The organism is Geodermatophilus sp. SYSU D00965, from assembly GCF_054050075.1.
In genome coordinates, this window is sequence record NZ_JBJGYQ010000023.1 from 40929 (window position 1) to 63011 (window position 22083).

General features: G+C 76.0%; 21 protein-coding genes. 9 read left to right on the top strand and 12 right to left on the bottom strand.

The window, feature by feature from the left end; all coding sequences use genetic code 11:
- Position 1: 1 nt before the first annotated feature.
- Complete coding sequence (gene uraH, locus ACI789_RS19760) at positions 2–319, bottom strand: hydroxyisourate hydrolase (protein ID WP_457011063.1); 318 nt, start codon at positions 317–319, stop codon at positions 2–4.
- A complete protein-coding gene (gene uraD / locus ACI789_RS19765; RefSeq protein ID WP_457011064.1) occupies positions 316–897 on the bottom strand; it encodes a 2-oxo-4-hydroxy-4-carboxy-5-ureidoimidazoline decarboxylase in 582 nt (193 codons plus the stop codon). The genes uraH and uraD overlap by 4 nt, the downstream gene beginning before the upstream one ends.
- 71 nt (positions 898–968) lie before the next feature.
- Between uraD and ACI789_RS19770 the strand changes: the two genes are divergently transcribed.
- The 5 genes from ACI789_RS19770 to ACI789_RS19790 all read left to right on the top strand — a co-directional run bounded on the left by ACI789_RS19770 (position 969) and on the right by ACI789_RS19790 (position 9860).
- Positions 969–2192, top strand: a complete 1224-nt coding sequence (locus ACI789_RS19770) for a DUF6986 family protein (RefSeq protein WP_457011065.1) — start codon at positions 969–971, stop codon at positions 2190–2192.
- Positions 2193–2236: 44 nt separating this feature from the next.
- Positions 2237–7342, top strand: a complete 5106-nt coding sequence (locus ACI789_RS19775) for a SpoIIE family protein phosphatase (protein WP_457011066.1) — start codon at positions 2237–2239, stop codon at positions 7340–7342.
- Positions 7343–7473: 131 nt separating this feature from the next.
- Entirely contained in the window at positions 7474–8433 is a 960-nt protein-coding gene (locus ACI789_RS19780; RefSeq protein ID WP_457011067.1) for an anti-sigma factor RsbA family regulatory protein, read from the top strand.
- A 46-nt stretch (positions 8434–8479) separates the two neighbouring features.
- Positions 8480–9325: an SDR family oxidoreductase gene (locus ACI789_RS19785; RefSeq protein ID WP_457011068.1), complete on the top strand. Its 846-nt coding sequence runs from the start codon at positions 8480–8482 to the stop codon at positions 9323–9325.
- 7 nt (positions 9326–9332) lie between these two features.
- Positions 9333–9860 carry a MarR family winged helix-turn-helix transcriptional regulator gene (locus ACI789_RS19790; RefSeq protein ID WP_457011069.1) on the top strand — a complete coding sequence of 176 codons (528 nt, stop codon included), beginning with the start codon at positions 9333–9335 and terminating at the stop codon, positions 9858–9860.
- Positions 9861–9944: 84 nt separating this feature from the next.
- Here ACI789_RS19790 and ACI789_RS19795 read toward each other — a convergent pair whose 3' ends face one another.
- The 3 genes from ACI789_RS19795 to ACI789_RS19805 all read right to left on the bottom strand — a co-directional run bounded on the left by ACI789_RS19795 (position 9945) and on the right by ACI789_RS19805 (position 12717).
- Positions 9945–10955 carry an ATP-dependent DNA ligase gene (locus ACI789_RS19795; protein WP_457011070.1) on the bottom strand — a complete coding sequence of 337 codons (1011 nt, stop codon included), beginning with the start codon at positions 10953–10955 and terminating at the stop codon, positions 9945–9947.
- Positions 10956–11104: 149 nt separating this feature from the next.
- Complete coding sequence (locus tag ACI789_RS19800) at positions 11105–11248, bottom strand: hypothetical protein (RefSeq protein ID WP_457011071.1); 144 nt, start codon at positions 11246–11248, stop codon at positions 11105–11107.
- Positions 11248–12717: a SulP family inorganic anion transporter gene (locus tag ACI789_RS19805; protein ID WP_457011072.1), complete on the bottom strand. Its 1470-nt coding sequence runs from the start codon at positions 12715–12717 to the stop codon at positions 11248–11250. Before ACI789_RS19805 ends, ACI789_RS19800 begins: the two co-directional genes overlap by 1 nt.
- 183 nt (positions 12718–12900) lie before the next feature.
- Here ACI789_RS19805 and ACI789_RS19810 point away from each other — a divergent pair, with 183 nt between their 5' ends.
- The 3 genes from ACI789_RS19810 (at position 12901) to ACI789_RS19820 (ending at position 14305) form a co-directional block, all read left to right on the top strand.
- Positions 12901–13473: an NADPH-dependent FMN reductase gene (locus ACI789_RS19810; protein WP_457011073.1), complete on the top strand. Its 573-nt coding sequence runs from the start codon at positions 12901–12903 to the stop codon at positions 13471–13473.
- A gap of 156 nt (positions 13474–13629) precedes the next feature.
- Entirely contained in the window at positions 13630–14106 is a 477-nt protein-coding gene (locus tag ACI789_RS19815; RefSeq protein ID WP_457011074.1) for a DnaJ family domain-containing protein, read from the top strand.
- A gap of 7 nt (positions 14107–14113) precedes the next feature.
- Positions 14114–14305 carry a hypothetical protein gene (locus ACI789_RS19820; RefSeq protein WP_457011075.1) on the top strand — a complete coding sequence of 64 codons (192 nt, stop codon included), beginning with the start codon at positions 14114–14116 and terminating at the stop codon, positions 14303–14305.
- 55 nt (positions 14306–14360) lie between these two features.
- Here ACI789_RS19820 and ACI789_RS19825 read toward each other — a convergent pair whose 3' ends face one another.
- Entirely contained in the window at positions 14361–14729 is a 369-nt protein-coding gene (locus ACI789_RS19825) for a nuclear transport factor 2 family protein (RefSeq protein ID WP_457011076.1), read from the bottom strand.
- A 19-nt stretch (positions 14730–14748) separates the two neighbouring features.
- A complete protein-coding gene (locus ACI789_RS19830; protein WP_457011077.1) occupies positions 14749–15138 on the bottom strand; it encodes a hypothetical protein in 390 nt (129 codons plus the stop codon).
- Positions 15139–15225: 87 nt separating this feature from the next.
- Between ACI789_RS19830 and ACI789_RS19835 the strand changes: the two genes are divergently transcribed.
- Positions 15226–16008: a helix-turn-helix domain-containing protein gene (locus ACI789_RS19835; RefSeq protein WP_457011078.1), complete on the top strand. Its 783-nt coding sequence runs from the start codon at positions 15226–15228 to the stop codon at positions 16006–16008.
- A gap of 86 nt (positions 16009–16094) precedes the next feature.
- Here ACI789_RS19835 and ACI789_RS19840 read toward each other — a convergent pair whose 3' ends face one another.
- The 5 genes from ACI789_RS19840 to ACI789_RS19860 all read right to left on the bottom strand — a co-directional run bounded on the left by ACI789_RS19840 (position 16095) and on the right by ACI789_RS19860 (position 22081).
- Positions 16095–17966, bottom strand: coding sequence for a hydantoinase B/oxoprolinase family protein (locus ACI789_RS19840; RefSeq protein WP_457011079.1), 1872 nt, complete (start codon positions 17964–17966; stop codon positions 16095–16097).
- Positions 17963–20041, bottom strand: a complete 2079-nt coding sequence (locus tag ACI789_RS19845) for a hydantoinase/oxoprolinase family protein (RefSeq protein ID WP_457011080.1) — start codon at positions 20039–20041, stop codon at positions 17963–17965. Before ACI789_RS19845 ends, ACI789_RS19840 begins: the two co-directional genes overlap by 4 nt.
- A gap of 123 nt (positions 20042–20164) precedes the next feature.
- Positions 20165–20359, bottom strand: a complete 195-nt coding sequence (locus tag ACI789_RS19850) for a hypothetical protein (protein ID WP_457011081.1) — start codon at positions 20357–20359, stop codon at positions 20165–20167.
- Between the two features lie 147 nt (positions 20360–20506).
- Complete coding sequence (locus ACI789_RS19855) at positions 20507–21607, bottom strand: winged helix DNA-binding domain-containing protein (protein ID WP_457011082.1); 1101 nt, start codon at positions 21605–21607, stop codon at positions 20507–20509.
- A 33-nt stretch (positions 21608–21640) separates the two neighbouring features.
- Positions 21641–22081, bottom strand: coding sequence for a DUF1707 SHOCT-like domain-containing protein (locus tag ACI789_RS19860; RefSeq protein WP_457011083.1), 441 nt, complete (start codon positions 22079–22081; stop codon positions 21641–21643).
- Between the last annotated feature and the right edge of the window lie 2 nt (positions 22082–22083).

The window sequence follows — 22083 nt, forward strand, 5'->3', positions numbered from 1 at the left end:
TTCAGCTCCCGCGGTAGGTGGAGTAGGCGAACGGGGCCAGCAACAGCGGCACGTGGTGGGCGTCGGCGGGCTCGGCGACGGCGAAGGTGAGCACCACCTGCGGGTAGAAGGTGTCCCGCCCCTGCTCGGCGAACCACGGGCCGGTGGCGAACTCCAGCCGGTGGGTGCCCGGGCCGGTCGCGCCCTCCACCAGCCGGCAGCGGCCGTCGGCGTCGGTGACCCCCTCGGCGAGCAGTTCGGTCCCGGCGTACAGCCGGACGGCCATCCCCATCGCCGGACGTCCCAGCACCGAGTCGAGGACGTGCGTGCTCACGCTCATGACACCGGCTCCGCTCCGGGCTCGTTCCGCTCCTCGCTCGCTGGCGCTCGCTGCGATGCTCGCTCGCCCGTCGCCGTCGCGTTCGACACGAGCCCCCGCACCCGCAGCGCCGTGATCTGCGCGAGCTGCTCGGTGACCTCGGCGCGCTCGGCCTGCTCGTCGTTGCCCAGCCGGCGGCGGAGCTCGGCCAGCATCTCCCCGGGGCTGCGGCCGGCGGCGCGGACGAGGAACACGTGGCCGAAGCGCTCCTCGTACTCCCGGTTGCCGTCGACCAGGGCGGTCCGGGTGGCGTCGTCCGCCCCGGCCATCGAGCTCTGCTCGCGGCGGGAGGCCTCGGCGCCGGGGGAGGAGCCCTCCGGCCGGTCGCCGATCCGCGGGTGCACGGCGAGCGCGAGCTCGACCTCCTCCCACGGCAGTCCGCGGGCCACCTCCTCCGCGCGGGACACCAGCGTCTCGACGTCCGGGTACGGCCGGCCGGCGGCGACCTCGGCGGCGAAGCGCGGCGCGTCGTTGCAGGCCCGCAGCCGCTGGACGGCGCGGTCGGCGGGCTCGGCGTTGAAGTCGTCGAGGGCTCCCATGCGCCGAGGATGCCAGCTCACAGCCGTCGGTCCCCGGGGAGACCGGCGCGCCGACGTGGCAGGGTCGACGGGTGCTCCCCGAGGACGTCTACGCCGAGCTGGACCGCCGGTTGGGGCCGGTGGACGCCGCCCGCGCGGCGGGCTACCCCGGTGAACGGACCGGCCGACAGCCGGTGCACACCTGCTACGTGCCCGCCGACGCCGTCGTCCCCGGCCTGGCCGCCGCCTGGGGCACGGCCGCGCTGGCCGCGCTCGACGAGCACGGCCTGCCCGACCTGGGGCTCGACGGCGGCCTGCTCGAGCAGGTGCTGCCGCGGGTGCGCGCCAAGCTGGCCGCGCAGCCGGTCGAGGACCTGCGCGTGGACGCCGAGGACGGCTACCGCGGCGCGCCGGGTGCCGAGGACGGCGACGTGCGCCGGGCGGCCGAGGCGGTGGCGGCCGACGTGGTCGCGGGGACGGCCCCGCCGTCGATCGGCATCCGGGCCAGGTCGCTGGAGGAGCCCACCCGGCGCCGCGGCGTCCGCAGCCTGGACCTCTTCCTCGGCGGCCTCGCGGGGACGGCGCCGCGGTGCACCGTCACGCTGCCCAAGGTCACCGACGTCGAGCAGGTGCGCGCCTTCCTGCCGGTCCTCGACGCGCTGGAGGCCGCGCACGGCGTCCCCCTCGACCTGGAGCTGCAGATCGAGACGCCGCAGGCGGTGCTCGGCGCGGACGGGACGGCGACCGCCGCGCGGCTGGTGCACGCGGCCGGTCCCCGGCTGACCGGCCTGCACTACGGCACCTACGACTACAGCGCGGCCCTCGGCATCCCCGCGGCGCACCAGGCCTCGGACCACCCCGCCGCCGACTTCGCCAAGCAGGTGCTGCAGGTCGCCGTGGCCGGCACCGGGGCGCGCGCCGTCGACGGGTCGACCAACGTGCTGCCGGTGGGTCCGCGCGACCGGGTGCACGCCGCCTGGCGGCTGCACGCCGGGCTGGTGCGGCGCGCGCTGGAGCGCGGCTTCGCCCAGGGCTGGGACCTGCACCCCGCCCAGCTGGTGACCCGCTACGTGGCCACGTACGCCTCCTACCGGGCGGCGCTGCCCGCGGCCGCGGAGCGGCTGGCCGCCTACCGGGAGCGCGGAGACGGCGGCGTCCTCGACGAACCGGCCACCGCGCGGGCGCTGGCCGGCGTGCTGCTGCGGGGCCTGGACTGCGGCGCGGTGGACGACGCCGAGGTGCGCGCCGCCGCCGGGGTCGACCGCGCCGTCCTCGACGAGCTGGCCGGTCGGCCGCCCGCGACCCGCACGGTGTGAGCCATCCGGCCCCGCACGACCTACCATCCCTGCGTGATGCCGCGGTGAACGAGGGAGGCCTCGAGCGGTCGCTGTTCGCCGACGGCGGCGAGGTCGGCCGGGCGATGGCCCAGCGCGACTGGGCCGAGACCCCGCTCGGCCCACCCGAGAGCTGGCCCGCGGAGCTGCGCAACGTCGTCCGGATCCTGCTGACGTCCCGGTTCTCCATGTGGGCCGCCTGGGGCCCCGAACTGACGTTCTTCTACAACGACGCCTACATGCACGACACCCTGCAGGCCAAGCACCCCCTGGCGCTCGGCCGACCGGCCCGGGAGGTGTGGGCGGAGATCTGGGGGGACATCGGGCCCCGGATCGAGTCGGTGCTCCACACCGGCGTCGCGACCTGGGACGAGGACCTGCTGCTGTTCCTCGAGCGCAACGGCTACCCCGAGGAGAGCTACCACACGTTCTCCTACAGCCCGCTCGACGACGCCGACGGCCGCACGCAGGGGATGCTCTGCGTGGTCACCGAGACCACCGGGCGTGTCGTCGGCGAGCGTCGGATGGCCACCCTGCGCGACCTCGCCGCGGCGGTCGCGGCCACCCGCACGCAGGCCGGCGTCCTGGACGCCGTGCGCGAGCAGCTCGGGCGGAACCTCGCCGACCTGCCGTTCAGCCTCGCCTACGTGGCCGAGGCGGACGGGACCGCCCGGCTGGGCTGCGCGGCCGGGATCGCCCCCGGCTCCACCGCCGCGCCGCACGTCCTCCGGCCGGGAGACGGCGTCTGGCCGCTGGCGCGGGCGCTGGCCGGGGAGCACGTGCTGGTCGAGGAGCTCCCCGACCGCTTCCCCGGCCTGCCGACGGGGGACTGGCTGCGGCCCCCGCGGGAGGCGGTGCTGGTGCCGATCGGGGCGACCCCCGAGGGCGTCACCGGCTTCCTCGTCGCCGGCATCAACCCGCACCGCCGCTACGACGACCGCTACCGCGGCTTCCTCGAGCTGGTCGCCAACCAGATCGCGGCGGGCCTGCAGGCGGCCGGCAGCTACGAGGCCGAGCGCAGCCGCGCGGAGGCGCTGGCCGAGCTGGACCGGGCGAAGACCGACTTCTTCAGCAACGTGAGCCACGAGTTCCGCACCCCGCTGACCCTCATCGCCGGTCCCGTGGCCGAGCTGCGCCACTCCCCGGCGGCCGACGCCGACCCGCGGATCAGCCAGGAGCTGGAGGTCATCGAGCGGAACACGCTGCGGCTCCAGAAGCTGGTCAACACGCTGCTGGACTTCTCCCGCATCCAGGCCGGGCGCATCGACGCGCGGTTCGAGCCGGTCGACCTGGCCGCCACCACCAGCGAGCTGGCCAGCGTCTTCCGCTCGGCGGTCACCCGCGCCGGCCTGGACTTCACCGTCGACTGCACGCCGCTCGGGGAACCGGTGCACGTCGACCGGGACATGTGGGAGAAGGTCGTCCTCAACCTGCTCTCCAACGCGCTGAAGTTCACCTTCACCGGCGGGATCACCGTCCGCCTGCGCCCCGTGGACGGCGGCGCCGAGCTCACCGTCAGCGACACCGGGACGGGCATCCCCGCCGAGGAGCTGCCGCGCCTGTTCGAGCGCTTCTCCCGGGTGCGCAACGCCCGCGGCCGCTCCGGTGAGGGCAGCGGCATCGGCCTGGCGATGGCGCGCGAGCTGGTGGTCCTGCACGGCGGCACCATCGGCGTCGACAGCGCCCTCGGGCAGGGCACGACGTTCACCGTCACGCTCCCGTACGGCACCGAGCACCTGCCGTCCGACCGGCTGGCCGAGGGCGCGTCGGACGCCTCCGCCGTCTCGCCGGCGGCCACCCCGTACCTCACCGAGGCGTTGCGCTGGCTCCCCGGCGGGGACGACGGCGCGACGGCCCCCGTTCCGCTGCCGGGGGCCGGCGCCCGGGCCGGCCGCGTCCTGGTGGCCGACGACAACGCCGACATGCGGGAGTACGTCCGGCGGCTGCTGGCCCCCCGGTACGACGTCCGGGTGGTGGCCGACGGGCGCCTGGCGCTCGAGGCCGCCCTCGCCGACCCGCCGGACCTCGTCGTCAGCGACGTGATGATGCCGGGGCTGGACGGCGTGCAGCTGCTGGCCGCGCTGCGCGCCGACCCGCGGACGGCGCGGGTCCCGGTGGTGCTGCTGTCGGCCCGGGCCGGGGAGGAGGCGGCGGTCGAGGGCCTGGCCGCCGGGGCCGACGACTACCTGGTCAAGCCGTTCTCCGCGCAGGAGCTCATCGCCCGGGTCGGCGCGCACCTCGGCCTCGGCCGGGCCCGCCGGGCCGCGGAGGAGCGGTTCACCGCCATGGCCGACCTCGCGCCGGCGCTCATCTGGGTGTCCGACCCCGAGGGCCGCCGGGTGTTCGTCAACCGCGGCTGGCCGCAGTACACCGGCCGCTCGGCGCGGGAGGAGCTCGGCCGCGGCTGGGTCGACGGGCTGCACCCGGAGGACCGGGACCGCTACGCGGCGACGGTGGACGCAGCCGTGTCCCGGCGCGAGGGCTGGGAGGTCGAGTTCCGGCTGCGCCGCAGCGACGGGGCCTACCACTGGCTGCTGGAGCGGGCCGTCCCGATCGGCTCGGAGGAGACCTTCGCCGGGCACGTCGGCAGCTGCACCGACGTCAACGCCCGCATCCGCGAGACCGAGCGGCAGACGCTGCTGGCCGACGTCGGGGCCGCGCTGGACCAGGAGACGACCCTCGACGGGCAGCTGGGCGCGCTGGCCCGGCTGCTGGTGGACCGGCGGCTGGCCGACCTGTGCACGGTCCGGCTGGTCACCGAGGACGGCCGGCTCCGCTGGGCGGGCATCGCCGGCCTGGACGGGGACACCGAGACCGCGCTCGCCGGCCTGGACCCCGACGTCGGCGTGGGACCGGGCGTGGCGCGGACCGGCCGGTCGGTCGTGCACTCGGCGCTGTCCGGGGCCACCGACCTCGGCGCCGACCACCCCGCCGTCGCGCCACCGCTGGCCGTCGCCTCGGTGCTCGCCCTCCCGCTGACCGTGCGCGGGCGGGTGCTCGCCGTGCTCGTCCTGGGCCGCCGGGCGGACGCCCCCGCCTACACCGAGGACGACCGGACGCTGGCCGAGGAGATCGCCGCCCGGTCCGCGCTGGCCGTGGACAACGCGGTGCTCCTGACCGAGGAGCGCGCCGCCGCCCACCGGCTGGCCCTGCTGCACCGGGCCACCGCGGAGCTGTCGGCCGCCACCACCCCCGTCGAGGTGGCCGCCGCGGCCGCCGGTCACGTCCGCGCGCTCACCGGGCCGGACAGCCGGGTCGCCGTCTACGAGCTCGACCCGTCGCACCGCTCGCTGAGCGCGCTGACCATCAGCGGCGGGTCCGAGGAGGGGCAGCGGCTGTGGCAGAGCCTGCCGCTGTCGGCGCCGCTGGTCGCCACGACGGCGGTCAGCCAGCGCCGTCCGCTGTGGGTCGAGGACGTCGGCACCCTGTCGATCGGGGACCGGCACCTGCCCCCCGAGCTGGAGACGTCCCTCCGGGAGTACGGGCTGGCCGCCAACGTCGGCCTCCCGCTCGTCGTCGCCGGCCGGGTCGTCGGCGTCCTGGCCGTCGCCTGGCCGACGGTGCAGCGGTTCTCCGCCACCGACCGGGCGATGCTGCTGGCCGTCGCCGAGCAGTGCGCCCAGGCCCTCGACCGCGCCCGCCTGTACCGGTCCGAGCGGCGGATCGCCGAGACCCTGCAGCTGAGCCTGCTGCCGGCCCAGCTGCCGCGGCTGGAGCGGCTGGCGCTGGCGGCCCACTACCTCCCCGGCGCCGAGGGCAGCCAGGCCGGTGGTGACTGGTACGACGTGGTCGAGCTCGACGACGGCCGGGTTGCGATCGCCGTCGGGGACGTCGTCGGGCAGGGGCCGGCCGCCGCGGCGGTCATGGGCCAGCTGCGCAGCGCCCTGTCCGCGGCCCTGCTGCAGGGCTGCAGCCCGGCCGAGGCGCTGGAGCTGCTGGACCGCTTCGCCGCCCGGCTGCCCGGCGCGCTCGCCTCCACCGCGGCCTGTCTGGTCGTGGACCCCGCGGCCGGGTCGGTGTGCTGGGCCCGGGCGGGACACCCGCCGGCGCTGCTGGTGACCACCGGCGGTGCCCGGCTGCTCGACGGCGCCGGCGCGGGGACCGTCCTCGGCGCACCGGGGCGCCCCGACTACACCGAGGCGGCCACGGACGTCCCCGTGGGCGCCACCCTGCTGCTCTACACCGACGGGCTGGTGGAGCGCCGCGGCGAGGTGCTCGACGAGGGACTGGGCCGGGTCTGCGCCGCGGCCGCGCGGCACGGCGCCGCCGACCCGGCCCGGCTCACCGCCCGGCTGCTGACCGAGGTCCTCGCCGACACCGACCAGCCCGACGACGTCGCGGTGATCGCCGCCCGGCTGCTGCCCGGCCCGCTCGCCGAGACCCTGCCGGCCGACCCGGGCCGGCTGTCGGCCGTCCGCCGGCGGCTCACCGCCTGGACGACGGCGGCCGGACTGCCCGAGGAGACCGCCGAGGACCTCCAGCTGGCGCTCGGCGAGGCCCTGGCCAACGCGGTGGAGCACGCCTACGCCGGCGGCGGGCAGGGCGAGTGCTCCTACCGGGTGGCCCGGGACGCCGACGGGGGGGTGCGGGTGGAGGTCCAGGACTCCGGGGTCTGGCGACCGCCGCCGGAGGACCGGGGCTACCGCGGGCGCGGGCTGGAGCTGATCAGCGCGCTCGCCGCCGACGTCGAGGTCCGGCACGGCGAGGGGCCCGGCACGACCGTGCGCTTCCGGGTGCCGCCCCCGGCCGCGACGGCCGGCGCCGCGCGGGTGCCCGTCGCGATCGCGGAGGACGGCGGCGTGCCGGCGCGGCTGCTGACCTCCGACGGGCCGGAGGGGCTGCGGCTGGAGCTGGTGGGGGAGCTGGACCTCGCCAGCACGGGGCCGCTGCGCGAGGACGTGCTCGGCCGCCTGGCGCGGCTGCCGGTCGGCGCGCGGGCCACCCTCGACCTGCGCCGGACCACGTACGTGGCCAGCGCCGGCGTCGGGATGCTGCTGGAGGCCCTCGCCCGTGCGGGTGAAGCCGGGCTGGAGCTCCGCGTCCGGACGGAGCGGGGCACACCGCCGGCGCGCATACTCGCACTTGCCGGTCTGGACGAGCCCGGCGGGGGAGCCGCGCGTCCGTCGCCGTGACGACGCGCACAGCCCTCCCCGGTGACCTCCACCGGGTCGGGATGACCCAGAATGTCGCTTCGGCCGGCTGGAGCGACCCGGCCAGGAAGAGGACGAGCGCGGTGCACCACAGGGCAGACGAGCGTGCCGACGTGCGCGCGCGCCCCGTCCTGCCCGGTGCCCGGCCGCACGCCGCCGCCCTCGTCGGCTCGGACGACGAGCTGCTGGCCGCCGCGGTCCCGTTCGTGGAGGAGGGCCTGCGGGCCGGCGACCTCACCGTGCTCTCCTGCGGGCCGGAGACCGCCGCGCTGGTCGCGGGCGCGCTCGGCGAGCAGTTCCCCCGGGTGGAGACCGACGCCCGCATCGCACTGGTCGACACCCGGGCGCCCGACGCGCTCACCTCCACCCGGCGGCTGCTCGACCGCGCGGCGTCCGCTCCATCGGGCTGGCTGCGGGTGCTCGGCCAGATCGAGTTCGGCCGGGAGCCGACCACCTGGCACGAGGGCCAGCGCTACGAGGCCGCGGTCAACGCGCTGCTCGACGGCTGCCCCCTGACCGCGATGTGCCTCTACGACCGCCGGGAGCTGCCGCCGGAGGTGCTGGAGAGCGCCGCCCGGACGCACCCCGAGCTCGTGTCCGACGGCACGCGCACGGTCAGCGCCGACTATCGCTACCCCACCGAGTACCTGGCCGCGCTCCCCGTCCCCCGCGAGCCGGTGGAGGACACCCCGCCGGTGCTGGCCGTCGACGACGCGCCCACGCTGGCCGGGTTGCGGCACGCGATGGGCGCGGCCCTCGCCGCCCACGTGCCCGACCGGGAGCAGCGCGAGGACCTCCACCTGGCCACCAGCGAGATCGCGGCCAACGCGTTCCGGCACGGCCGCCGACCGGTGTCGGCCCGCATCTGGACCGACGGCAAGCGGGTGGTCTGCGCCATCACCGACTCCGGCACCGGCTTCGGCGACCCGCTCGCCGGCTTCCAGCCCGCGCACGGCGACGACCTCAGCCGCGGCGGCATGGGGCTGTGGCTGGCCCGCAAGCTCTGGGACTCCGTGGACCTGCTGCCCGGCCCCCAGGGCCTGACCGTGCGACTGAGCGCCCGCCTGCGCTGAGCCCCGGGTCCTTGACGCAGCGGTACCTCACTGCTGAGGTACCTGGGTGATCGTGGTGACGGCGGCGGGCGGGCAGACCGGCACCGCCGTCGTCCGGGCGCTGCGGGCGCGGGGGCTGCCGGTGCGGGCGGTCGTCTCCCGCCCGGGCCCGCGGCCGGAGCTCGCCGCGCTGGGCGCCGAGGTGGTGGTCGCGGAGCTGACCGAGCCGCGGCCGTGGGCCGACGTCCTGGCCGGCGCGGCCGCGCTGTACCTGATCTGGCCGAACTTCGACCCCCGCGAAGCCGAGGGCGCCGCCGCGCTGTTCGGGGCGGCCCGGCAGGCCGGCGTCCCGCGGGTCGTCTACCACTCCGTGCTGCGCCCGCAGGCCCGGGCGATGCCGCACCACGCCGCCAAGGACCGCGCCGAGGAGGCCCTGGACGCCACCGGCCTCGCCTGGCGGGTGCTGCAGCCCTGCGCCTACGCGCAGAACCTCGACGACGCGCTGGCCGAGGCGGCGCGCACCGGCCGGCTGCCCAGCCCGTGGGGCCTGCGCACCGGGCAGTCGCTGGTCGACCTGGCCGACGTGGCCGAGGCCGCCGCGGTGCTGCTCACCGAGGACGGCCTGGACGGCGGGACCTTCGAGGCGGCCGGGCCCGAGCCGCTGACCGCGCCGCGGCTGGCCGAGCTGGTGGCCGCGCACCTGGGTCGGGAGGTGACCGCCGAGGACGCCGTCCCGCCGGACGAGGTGCCGGCCGCCTACGCCGAACGCTGCCTGCGGCTGATGTTCGACCACTACCGGGCGCACGGCTTCGCCGGCAGCCCGCGGGTGCTCACCGCCCTGCTCGGCCGCCCGCCCCGCACCTACGCCGAGCGCCTCGCGTCCCTCCCCGTCCCCGGCGGCGCGGAAGGGTGACCGAGCGGTGACGGAGCGCACTAGCGTGGTCGGGATGGGGGACGCGGTCGACCTGATCCTGCAGCAGTGGGCCCGGGAGCGCCCCGACCTCGACTGCAGCCCGATGGGCGTCATCGGCCGGATCTCCCAGCTCCAGCGCGAGGTCTTCCTCGCCCAGCGGGCCACCTTCGCCCGGCACGGCCTCGACGCGCCGTCCTTCGACGTGCTGGCCGCGCTGCGCCGGGCGGGCGAGCCCTACCAGCTCACCCCGACCGCGCTGATGCGCACCGCGCTGGTGACCTCCGGCGCCATCACCCAGCGGCTGGACCGGCTGGAGGAGAAGGGGCTGATCACCCGCGAGCGCAGCGAGGCCGACGGGCGGGCCGTCGTCGTCACGCTGACCGCCGCCGGCCGCGCCGCCCTGGACGCCGCCCTGCCCGACCACCTGGAGACCGAGCGCCGGCTGCTCGCCGGGCTGTCCGACGACGACCGCGAGCAGCTGGCCGGCCTGCTGCGCCGGCTGCTGGTCGCCCTGGGCCGGGTGCCCCAGCTGTGACAGCGCGATCATGAGGTGCGGGAGGAACACGCCGGTTCTCGTGGGCGTGCCGCCTTCTGCACCCCATGATCGCAGGCCGGCAGGTCAGAGCCCGGGGACGTCGCCGGGTTCCAGGTCGGTGCGCACCCGCACGAACCGCAGCGGGTGGCGGAAGACGCCGGCCTGCAGCGCGGCGTCCGCGCTGACCTCCACGACGACGTCGGGCTGCACGCGGGTGAGCGGCACCGACAGCCGGCCGCCGCCGAAGCGGCCGGTGCCGATCCGGTCCGGCCACGGGTGCCCGGGCCCGGCGGGGCGGAGGACGGCGGCCAGCTCGGCGGCCTGCTCGCGGCCGAGCGGGCTGGTGCGGCCGACCACGACCAGCTCGCCGTCCCGGTAGCGGCCGGCCACGAGCTGGCTGGGCCGCTCCAGCGGACCGATGACCCCGCCGGCGACGACCTCGGTGGTCTCCCAGGACTTGACCTTCACCCACTCCCGCCGCCCCGGTGCGTAGCGGCTGCCCGCGCCCTTGGCGACCAGGCCCTCCACGCCGGCGGCCCGCCACTCGGTGGACCACTGCTCGGCCTCGGCCGGGTCGGTGGTGGCGGGGGAGAGCTGCATCGGCGGCGCCCAGCGGGCGGCCAGCTCCTCCAGCGCGGCCCGGCGCTCGCGCAGCCGGCGACCGCGCAGGTCCGCTCCGCCGAGCGCGAGCAGGTCGAAGGCGACGTAGGAGGCCGGGGCGGCGGCGACGATGGCGGCCATCCGGCCGGGTGCGGTCACCATCCGCCGCTGCAGCAGCCCGAAGTCCAGCCGGGACCCGTTCCAGACGACGACCTCGCCGTCCACCACCGTGCCGGCCGGCACCTGGGCGACCGCCGCGGCGGCGACGTCGGGGAACCGGGCGGTCAGGTCGCGGCCCTGCTTGGACCACAGCCGGGTGGTGCCTCCGGTGCGGACGACGACGAGGCGGTAGCCGTCCCACTTGGGCTCGTAGAGGACGCCGCCGGGCAGCGCGTCGGCCCGCGGGATCTCGCGGACGGGCTTGGCCAGCTCCACCGCGACCGGCCCGGCCAGCTCCGGCGGCACGTCGGGCAGACCGGGGACGGACAGCGGCACGTCGGCCAGCCTGGGGGCTGCGCGCCCCGCGCGCAGGGCGCTGAGCTGGCTGTTCACCCCTTCGTGGCAGGTCGCCACCCTGCGCGAGGGACCCGGCGGGACGCACGTTCCCGCCGGCCGGGTCAAGTCACGTTCGGGTGACGGGCGGGTCAGCTGCCCTCGGTGACGAGGCGGTCGGCGAGGGTGCCCGCGACGTCCTCGGCGACGGCGCGCTCCTCGTCGGAGCGGATCGTCCGCAGGCTCAGCCCGGTGCGCTCGGCCGGCTGGCCGATCCGCACCAGGCGGGCGGCCATCAGTGCGCCCCGGCGAGCCGGCCGGTGTGCCGCTCGTACCGGTCGGCCGAGTGCCCGGTCAGGCCGACGACCTCGACGGTCTTCCCGCGGGTCGCGTACTTGTGCGTGATCGCGTCCAGCGCGGCGACGGTGGAGGCGTCCCAGACGGAGGCCGCCGACAGGTCGATCACGACGTGGTCGGGGTCGCCGGCGTAGTCGAACTGCGTGTAGAGGTCGTTGCTGGAGGCGAAGAACAGCGCGCCGGTCACCGAGTACACGCGGGTGCCGCCGTCCGGGACGGGAACGCTGGTGACCTCGGCCAGGTGCGCGACCCGGCGCGCGAACAGGACGCAGGCGACCAGGACGCCCGCGCCGACGCCGACGGCGAGGTTGTGCGTGAGCAGCGTCCCGGCGACGGTCGTGAGCATCACCGCGGTCTCGCTCCGGGGCATCCGGTGGAGCGTCCGCAGGCTGTGCCAGTCGAAGGTGGCGATCGACACGAACACCATGACCGCGACCAGGGCGGCCATCGGGATGACGGCGACGACGTCCCCCAGGGCGACGACCAGGACCAGGAGGAAGGCGCCGGCGAGGAAGGTCGACAGCCGGGTGCGGGCGCCGGACCTCACGTTGATCATGGTCTGGCCGATCATGGCGCAGCCGCCCATGCCGCCGAAGAAGCCGGTCACGATGTTGGCCACGCCCTGGCCCCAGGACTCGCGGGTCTTGTCCGAGGAGGTGTCGGTGAGGTCGTCGACCAGCTTCGCCGTCATCAGGGACTCCATCAGCCCGACGAGGGCGATGCCCAGCGCGTACGGCGCGACGATCCGCAGCGTCTCCAGCGTGAACGGGACGTCGGGCAGCGCCAGGAACGGCAGGCTGTCGGGCAGCGCGCCCTGGTCGCCGACGGTCGGCAGGGTGAACCCGGCGACCACGGTGAGGCCGGTGAGCACGACGATCGAGACCAGCGGCGCCGGGACGACGGTGGTCAGCCGCGGCAGCAGGAAGATGATCGCCAGGCCCGCCGCCACCATCGGGTAGACCGGCCACGGCACGTCGACCAGGTGCGGCAGTTGCGCGGTGAAGATCAGGATCGCCAGTGCGTTGACGAAGCCGACCATCACGCTGCGCGGCACGAACCGCATCAGCCGGGCCACGCCGGCCGCCGCCAGCAGGACCTGGCAGGCGCCGCCGAGGACGACGGCGGCGAGCAGGTACTCGAGCCCGTGCTCGCGGGCGAGCGGGCCCACCACCAGGGCGACCGCGCCGGTGGCGGCGCTGATCATCGCCGGTCGGCCGCCGGTGAACGCGATGACGACGGCCATCGTGAACGAGGCGAACAGCCCCACCCGCGGGTCGACGCCGGCGAGGATCGAGAAGCTGATCGCCTCGGGGATGAGCGCCAGCGCGACGACCAGGCCGGCCAGCACCTCGGTGCGGGCCACGGTGGGGGACAGCCAGGCCGGGCGGCTCGGGCGGGAGGAGGGCACGGGAGGGCTCCGGTTCGACGGCAGCGGGTGGGGGCACCCGCGGGGCGTCGGCGCAGCCGGGGTGGATCGAGCACCGACCCTAACCTCACGTGAGGGTCGGATCGGTGAGGTCTCGGGCACAGCGGGGAATCGGACGGCCACCCTGCGGTTGAGAGCTCAACGAAGCGATCGAGAGGAGCTCCCGTGTCCCGTCCCGTCCTGCAGGTCGTCGCCGCCAGCACCCGCCCCGGCCGCCGCGGTCTCGCCGTCGCCCGCTGGGTGACCCGCCTGGCCGAGGCGCACGGCGGTTTCGACGTCGAGCTGGTCGACCTCGCCGAGGTGGGCCTGCCGGTCTTCGACGAGCCCAACCACCCGCGGCTGCAGCAGTACGTCCACCAGCACACCAAGGACTGGAGTGCGACGGTCTCCCGCGCCGACGCGTTCGTCTTCGTGACCCCGGAGTACAACCACTCCTTCCCCGGCGCCCTGAAGAACGCCCTGGACTTCCTCTCGGTCGAGTGGGCCGACAAGGCGGCCGGCCTGGTGACCTACGGCGGCGTCTCGGCGGGTCTGCGCGCGTCGTCCGCGCTCAAGCCGGTGCTGGCCGCCCTGCGCGTGCTGCCGGTGGTGGAGGCGGTGTCGGTGCCGTTCTTCGCCCAGTTCCTGGACGAGGACGACGAGTTCGTGCCCAACGCCGAACTGGAGGCCGGCGGCAAGGCGATGCTCGACGAGCTGCAGCGGGTCACCGCCGCGCTGCGCCCGCTCCGGGCCGCCTGACGGAACCCCTGCTCGCACCGTTGACGGGCGCTCGACGTCCGCCGCCTCCGACGATCATGGAGTTGCGGCGTCGGCACGCCGGGAACGAGCGGCGTGTCCTCTCCCGAGGTTCGTGATCGTCGAGCGGTGGACGCCCCGGGTGTCACCCTGGAGGGGATGACGGAGCGCAAGCCGCCCGGGATGTCGTTCGAGACCTGGGTCGACCAGCAGATCACGCAGGCGCAGGCCCGCGGGGCCTTCGACGGCCTCGGTGGAGCCGGCCGGCCGCTGCCCCGGCGGGAGCGGCCGCAGAGCAGCTACGAGTGGGCGCTGGAGTGGGCCCGGCGGCAGTCGACCGACCCGCGGGACCTCCTGCCACCGGGCATGGCGCTGCGGAGGGAGCGCGACGAGCTGCCGGATCGGGTGGCCGGGCTGCCCTCGGAGGCCGCCGTCCGGGCGGTGGGCGAGGACTTCAACGCCCGCGTCGAGGCCTTCTGGCGCCGTCCGCAGGAGAGCCGGTGGGCGCCGGTCCCCGGTCTCGCCGACGTCGAGGCGCTCGTCGCGCACTGGCGGGCCACCCGGCCGCCGCCCCCGCCGGCCGAGGTCCCGGCTCCGCCGCCGCGCCGTCGCCGGTGGTGGCGCCGGCGGCGATGATCGGCCGATGCGCTTCGTGCTCGAGGTGGACCTGGACGCCGGCGCCCTGGCCGGGGACGACCGCGCCGCGGAGCTCGGCCGGATCCTGCGCTACTGGGGCGGCAGCATGGAGCAGGTGCCCCTGGAGCCGGGCACCCGGCAGGACCTCTACGACAGCGGCTACGCCGCCGTCGGCTCCTGGCGGGTCGAGCCGGACTGACCGCACGCCGAGGCCGGTGGTCCCTCGGGGGGACCACCGGCCTCGGTCGCGTGGGTCAGGCGGCCGTGGGCACCCGGTCCAGGAAGCCCAGGACGGCGCGGATGCGACCGTCGCCGTCGGTCACCGCGACGTCGAAGCCCGCGATCGGCGCCTCCTCGCCCTCGGGGCCGAGGTGCCACGTGAAACGCACCTGCTCGTGGTGGGCGTCGACGGGGCCGGCGAGGCGGAACACGAAGCCGGGGAACTGCGTCTGGACGGCGGCGATGGTCGCCTCGATCGCGTCCCGCCCCGCGACGTCGGCGAGCGGGTCGGTGTAGCGGGCGTCCTCGGTGAACAGCTCCGCGACGGCGGCGCGGCGCGCGGCCGGGTCGGTCTGGTTCCAGGCCGCCAGGTAGCGGGCGGCGAGGTCGGGCGATGCGGTCATGGTCGTTCTCCTCTCGGTCTCAGCTGCGACGCAGGCCGGTGGCCTGCAGGACGGCGAAGGCGGCGACGACGAGCGCCTGCAGGACGAGCCAGGCGGCGCCGAGGGTCGTGGGGGAGCCCAGGCCGGCCAGCACGACGGCGACGCTGCCCGCGGCCCAGAGGGCGTTGGCGGCGACCACCGTGCGGACGGCGGGCGGGGTCGGGCGGGTGCCGACCAGCCACACGGCGGCGGCGAAGGCCAGCAGGAAGACGCCGGTGCCGCGCAGCCAGCCGGCGGGCAGGCCGAGCAGGTCGGCGAGGGCGGGCGCGGCCAGCAGGTACGCCGCGCCGTTGAGCCCGGTGACGGCGGCGTCGAGCCGCAGCGCCAGCCGGAGCAGAGCGGTGGGGGCGGGAGCGGTGGTCGTGGTCATGGCGACCACGGTGGCCGCGCTGCGGAGGCGGGTCGATTACCTCCGAGGTAAGCGACGCGGTCGCGGTCGGTCACTAGCGTCGCGGCCATGACCGCCGTGGGGACGCGACCGTCCGTGGGGGAGCTGCTGCGCGACTGGCGGCAGCGCCGCCGGCTGTCCCAGCTGGACCTCGCCAGCGACGCCGGCGTCTCCACCCGGCACCTGAGCTTCGTGGAGACCGGCCGGGCGCGGCCGAGCCGGGAGATGGTGCTGCACCTCGCCGAGCAGCTGGAGGTCCCGCTGCGCGAGCGCAACGAGCTGCTGCTGGCGGCCGGCTACGCCCCGGTCTACGGACGCCGCCGGCTGGAGGACCCGGACATGGCCGCCGTCCGGACGGCGCTGGACCTCGTGCTGGCCGCCTACGAGCCCTTCCCCGCCCTGGCCGTCGACCGCGGCTGGCACCTGGTCGCGGCCAACCGCAGCGTCGCGCTGCTCACGGCCGGGGCCGACCCGCAGCTGCTGGAGCCGCCGGTCAACGTGCTGCGGCTGGGGCTGCACCCGCGCGGGCTGGCACCGCGGATCCTCAACCTGCCGCAGTGGCGCACCCACCTGCTCGCCCGCCTGGCCCGGGAGGCGCACCTGACCGCCGACCCGGCCCTGGCCGCGCTGCACCGGGAGCTCGCCGCGCTGCCCGGCGGCTTCGACCGGCGCCCACCCGACGGGATCGCCGTCCCGCTGCGGGTGCGGTCCGGGGACGACGTCCTGAGCTTCCTGAGCACGGTGACCACGTTCGGCACCGCCGTCGACCTCACCGCCGCCGAGCTGTCGGTGGAGGCCTTCCTGCCCGCCGACGCGTCCACCGCGGAGCTCCTCCGCTCGCGGACCCCCTGACCGCGACGATCATGAAGTCGCGGGAGCGACGCCCCGTCGCAGGACGGCGTGTCGCTTCCCGCACTTCACGATCGCGCCGCAGGCTCCTACAGGACGTCGAACTCGTTGAACTCCGCGCCGCCGGAGAGCATCGCGTAGCCGGGGCCGCGGTCGAAGAACGGCTCCTCGCCGGTGCGGGCCGCGCGCATCTCCGCGCGCAGCGCCGACGTCGCCGCCTCGTCGGCGGTGCCGTCCTCGCGCACCACCACCCCGTAGTCGGTGCGGGCCCCGTCCACCGAGACCTTGCGCCAGGCGATGTCCCGCAGGACCTCGTCCACCGGCCGGTCCAGCGGGTCGCCCCAGCCGCCGCCGCCCGTCGTCCGGATGCGGACCACGGTGCCGGCCGTCAGCGGCTCGGCGTCGGCGAGCGCGTCGACGTCGTGCTCCTCCGGGCCGCCCGGGTCGACGGTGATCTGGAACGGCCGCCCGGCCTTGCCCCCCTTGACGCCCCAGCAGGACAGGATCGAGCGGTCGGCGATGGACATGAAGTGCGCGTCGCGCAGCACCCGGATGTGCTTCTCGTAGCCGCAGCCACCCCGGTACCGCCCCGGCCCGCCGGAGTCGATGGCCAGCCCCAGCCGCTCCACCCGCAGCGGGAAGCGGCCCTCGGTGAACTCGGTGGGCAGGTTCCGCGAGTCCGGGACGACGTGGATGGTGTCCTCCCCGTCGGCGTAGTACCGCCCGCCCGAGCCGCCGCCGAGCACCTCGCGCATGAGGTAGGGCTGCCCGTCGACGTCGGTGCCGTAGACGCCGGTGTAGCGGATCGTCTCCTGGTCGGCGGGCATCCGGCCGCCGGTGGCCTTGGCCAGCACCCCGGCGAGGACCCCGAGCAGCCGCAGGATGACGAAGGTCCGGGCGTTGGTCGGCGCCGGGAAGACCGGGGTGAGCAGCGTGCCCTTCTCCGGGAAGCGCATCTCGATCAGCGGGACGACGCCCTCGTTGACGTCGAGCTCGGCCATCCGCTCCGGCGTCTCGGCCAGGTTGCGCAGGATCGGCGCGAGCCACTTCTTGAGGAAGTTGCCGTCGGCGTAGTCGCCGCAGTGGTTGATCGGCCCCTTGGCCTGCGGGCCGGTGCCGGTGAAGTCGATGACCAGCGGGGTCTCCCTGGAGGAGTCCATGGTCAGCGTGATCCGCTGCCGGTGCAGCTGGGGCTCCTCGACGCCGTCGTGCTCGGCGTAGTCCTCCCAGACGTAGGTGCCGTCGGGGATCTGCGACAGGATCTCCCGCCGGTAGACCTCGGTGGAGTTGGCCAGGATCGCGTCGAAGGCCGCTTCCACCGCCTCGACCCCGTACCGGTCGAACAGCTCCCCGAGCCGCCGGGCGCCGGCGAGGCAGGCCGAGCACTCCGCGTCGAGGTCGGCGGCCAGCGAGTCGGGCATCCGGGAGTTGCGGGTCATGATCTTCAGCGCGCTCTCGTTGGGCACGCCGCGGTCCCACAGCTTGATCGGGGGGACCATCAGGCCCTCCTCGTACACGCTCGTCGCCGCCGACGGCATCGAGCCGGGCACCGCGCCGCCGATGTCGTCGTGGTGGCCGAACGCCTGGATGAAGGCGACCACCTTCTCCGCCCCGTCGACGTGCGCGAAGACCGGCACGGTGACGCACAGGTCGGGCAGGTGGCCGATCCCGCCCTCGGAGAGGTAGACGTCGTTGTGGAAGAAGACGTCCCCGACGTTCATCGTCTCGATCGGGTAGTCGCGCACCACCGGGTGCACCAGCGCCGAGTAGGAGCGGCCGGTGAGCTTGCGCAGCAACCGGTCGTGGATGCCGGCGCGGAAGTCGTGCGCGTCGCGGATCATCGGCGACCGGGAGGTGCGCCCGATGGAGGTCTCGACCTCCTTCTCGATCGCGGCCAGCGTGCCGGCGACGATCTCGACGAGGACCGGGTCGGCGGCGACCTTGCCGTCGGTGAGGCTCATCGCGCGGTCTCCTTCGTGAGCAGCAGGTTCCCGTGGGGATCGACGGTGGCGGCGAAGCCGGGGTGCACCGGCACGGTGGAGCCGAACTCCTCGATGATCGCCGGGCCGGGGACGACGTCCCCGGGGCCGAGGTCGGGCCGGTTGTACGTCGGGGTGTCGACCCAGTCGTCGAAGAACACCCGCCGGGTGCCCGTGACGGCCCGGTCCGGCCCGCCGTGCTTCGGGGCCAGCTCCACCACGTCGGGACGGCGGATCGGGCCGATCCCGCTCACCCGCAGGTTGACCCACTCCACGGCCTGGCGCGGGTCGTCGGCGAAGTCGTAGCCGTAGAGCTGGCGGTGCGCGGCGTGGAACTCCTGAGCCACCTGCTCGGCGGCCGCGGCGTCCAGCTCCCCGTCGGGGACCGGCACCCGGACCTCGAACGCCTGGCCCACGTAGCGCAGGTCGGCGGTGCGCTGCATCCGCTGCGAGTCGCGCGCGAAGCCCTCGCCGTCGAGGGCGACCCGGGCCTGGTCCTCCAGGTCGGCGAACACCCCGCGCACCCGGTCGAGGTCGAGGTCGGCGTGCCGGTGGATCGCCGTCTGGACGTGGTCGTTGCGGACGTCGACGGTGAGCAGGCCGAAGGCGCTCACGTTGCCCGGGTTCGGCGGCACGAGGGTGCGGGGCAGGCCCAGGATGTCCATCAGCCGGCAGGCCAGCAGCGAGCCGGAGCCGCCGAACGTGGTGAGCGTGAAGTCCCGGACGTCGAGGCCGCGGGCGACGGTGACCTGGCGCAGCGCGTTGGCCTGGTTCCACGCGGAGATCTCCAGGATGCCGGTGGCGGTGCGCTCGAGCTCCATGTCGAGCTCCGCGCCGAGGTCGGCCAGGCCCTTGCGCGCCGCGTCGACGCTCAGCGGGATCTCCCCGCCCAGCAGGTGCGGGGGGATGCGGCCGAGGACGACGTGCGCGTCGGTGACCGTGGGCTGGTCGCCGCCGGAGGGGTAGCACATCGGGCCGGGGTCGGCGCCGGCCGACTTGGGGCCGACCTTGAGCGTGCCCTCGGGGGACAGCCAGGCGATCGAGCCGCCGCCCGCGCCGACGGTGACGACGTCGATCATCGGGATCTTCGACGGGTAGTCGCCGACCGAGCCCTCGGTGGTGAGCGTCGGCTCGCCGTCGATGACCACGGTGACGTCGGTGGAGGTGCCGCCGCCGTCGCAGGTCAGCACCCGGTCGAAGCCGGCGGTGCCCGCGATGAGCGCGGCACCCAGCGCACCGGCCGCCGGGCCGGACAGCATCGTGGTGATCGGCTGGTGCACGACCTCCTGGGCCGACAGCACGCCGCCGTTGCTCTTCATCACGTAGAACGGCACGCCGGGCGCGATCTCGTCCAGCCGGGTGCGGATGTTGGTGACGTAGGCGCCGACCTTGGGCTTGACCGCGGCGTCGACAAGCGTGGTCACCGAGCGCTCGTACTCGCGGTACTCCCGCAGCACCTGGCTGGACAGCGAGACGACCGCCCCCGGGTGCTCCTCGCGGATCACCTCGAGCATGCGGCGCTCGTGCGCGTCGTTGGCGTAGGCGTGCAGGAAGCAGACGCCGATCGTGCCGATGCCGGCGTCGGCGAAGAAGCGGGCCGCGGCGCGGGCGTCGTCCTCGTCGAACGGGCGCACCTCCTCGCCGCGGTGGTCCAGCCGGCCCCGCACGGTGCGCACCAGGTCGGCCGGGACGATCCGCGGCGGCTTGACCCAGAAGTAGCTGTTGCCGTAGCCGTCGGGCACCGACTGGCGGGCGATCTCCAGCACCGACTCGTAGCCCTCGGTGGTGATGAACCCGATCCGGTCGAGCTTGCCCTCGAGCAGCTGGTTGGTCGCGACCGTCGTGCCGTGGCTCACCGCGGTGACCGCCTCGCCCGGCAGGCCCAGCAGGTCGAGCACCTTGCGGACGCCGGTGAGGAAGCCCTCGGCGGGGTCGGCCGGCGTGGACGGCGTCTTGGTGGTGGTGGTCTGCCCGGTCTCCTCGTCCACCGCGACGACGTCGGTGAACGTCCCCCCGGTGTCGATGCCGATGCGGACCCGGCGGGGTGGCGCGCTCATGGGCGATTACCTTAGCGCTGAGATACCGCCGGGCGGAAGGCGGCGCCCGGGATCCGCGCGGCGGCGCTCACCCGGGCACGGTGGCCGCCGCCTGGCGGATCTCCATCCCCCGGAGCCGGGTCCTCACCCGTGCTCGGGGTCGCCCCCGGTCTCGCGCTCGACCGAGCCGCCCCCGCGGCCCGCTTCCTCGACCCCGTCCTCGCGGGGGGCGACGGCGTGGGCCGGGCGCTCGACGTCGTCGGTGCCGGGGCGGACGTCCTCGTCGAAGTCCTGCAGCGCGTCGTCGGGCGCCAGGAAGGCGTCGTCGGGACCGGTCATGGCTGTTCCCTCCGTCGTACTCGGCGCCCTCCAGGGTCACCCCGGGGACGGCCGCCCGCTCCTCGACCGGCCCCGCGCGTTCTGTGCACGCATCGTGGTCCCGCGGCAGCCGTGACCACGATGCGTGCACAGAACGGGGCCTCGCCCTCAGGAGAACTCGACGTCCTCGAGCGTGACACCGCGGAAGGCGGCCAGCCGCTCGGCCTCGGCGGTGACCGCCTCCCGCAGCGCCGCCGTCGGCGACCGCCACGGCTCGACGGCGACGGTGAGCGAGGAGCCGGACTTCCGGGGCCGCCAGGTGCCCGCGACCTCCCCGTCGACGAGCACCGCCCCGGGCCGGCCGAGCACCGGCCACAGCGCCTTGGCCCGGGCCGGGTCCGGCACCACCAGGTCGCGGTCGCGGCCCTGCAGGAACAGGTCGAAGGGGCCCAGCAGCCGCGGGCCGTGTGCCGCGGGGACCTCGCCCAGCCGGTCGGCGTCCTCGGCGAGCAGCCAGCGCCGCTCGCCGTCCACGGAGACCTCGACGGCGTCCTCCGGCCAGCGGGCCTGCACGTCCTTGACCGGGGCGTCGAGGTACCCGGCGACCAGCTTCGGCGTCGCCGGGCCCAGCAGCCGCAGGTACCCCCGGACGACGTCGAACCGGGGCGGGACGGTCTCGCTCGGCACCAGCCCCGGCACCGGGCGGAGGACCGGCGGCGAGGTGCCGGGCTCCAGCTCGAGCCCGGCGCGCAGGGCCGCCAGGCGGAACGGCTGCTCGTACAGGTGCGTGGCGTCGCAGGGCCGGCAGTACCGCAGGTAGGGCTCGGGCATCAGCTCGGCCAGCCGCCCCGACATCTCGCCCTTGACCATGGGGACGGTCACCAGCGAGCGCATCGCCGCGGCGACGGCGTCGAGGGCCTCCAGGGTGCCGATGCCGGCGGCCCGGAGCGGCTTGGCCGCGTCGAAGACCCGCTTGCCGGCGTCGGCCTCGGAGAACGGGGCGGTGGCCGCGGCGACCGCCGGGAGGTCCTCCCGCCGGTACAGGTGCGGAGCGCCGCGGAGGGTCCAGACGGTCGCCAGCGCGCCCTCCGGCAGGCCCGCCACGTCGACGCCGCGCAGCAGCAGCGCCCACAGCCCACCGTCCGGGCCGGTGTCCTGCACACCGAGGTCGAGCACCGCGGTGTCGGCGAGGCCGCCGGCCGCGCGGTCCAGCTGCTGGGCGGACACCCGCAGGTCCAGGACCTGCCGGCGGGTCAGCGAGGGAGGCACGCCGGGGACGCTAGCGGCGGGGGACGACGGTCGTCAGCGTCTCGGCCGCCCGATGCCCACCGCGTAGAGCACCGCGAGGACGGCGCCCGGCGGAGCGGCGACCCAGATCCACCAGGGGTACACGAACTCGCCGGCGGTCACCGACACCAGGCCCCAGACGACCAGGTTCACCGCCGCGATGCTGGCGAAGACGATGGTCAGCACCCGCATCGCCATGCCGCCGGCGTCGTGGGAGAACGCGTCCCCCAACGGCAGCCGCCGGGGCGCCGGCGGGGCCGGTGGGGGCTCGGGCAGGTCCCGGGTGACGCGGGCGAGCTCGCCGCGGGTGCGGGCGGCCCACACCGACTGCACCCGCGCGTCGAACTCGTGCAGGTCGAGCTGCCCGGCCGCGACGGCTCGGCGCAGCTGCTCCTGCACGGCGGCCCGCTCGGGGTCCGAGACGCGCAGCTCGTCGGGGCGCACGGGATCGTTCACGC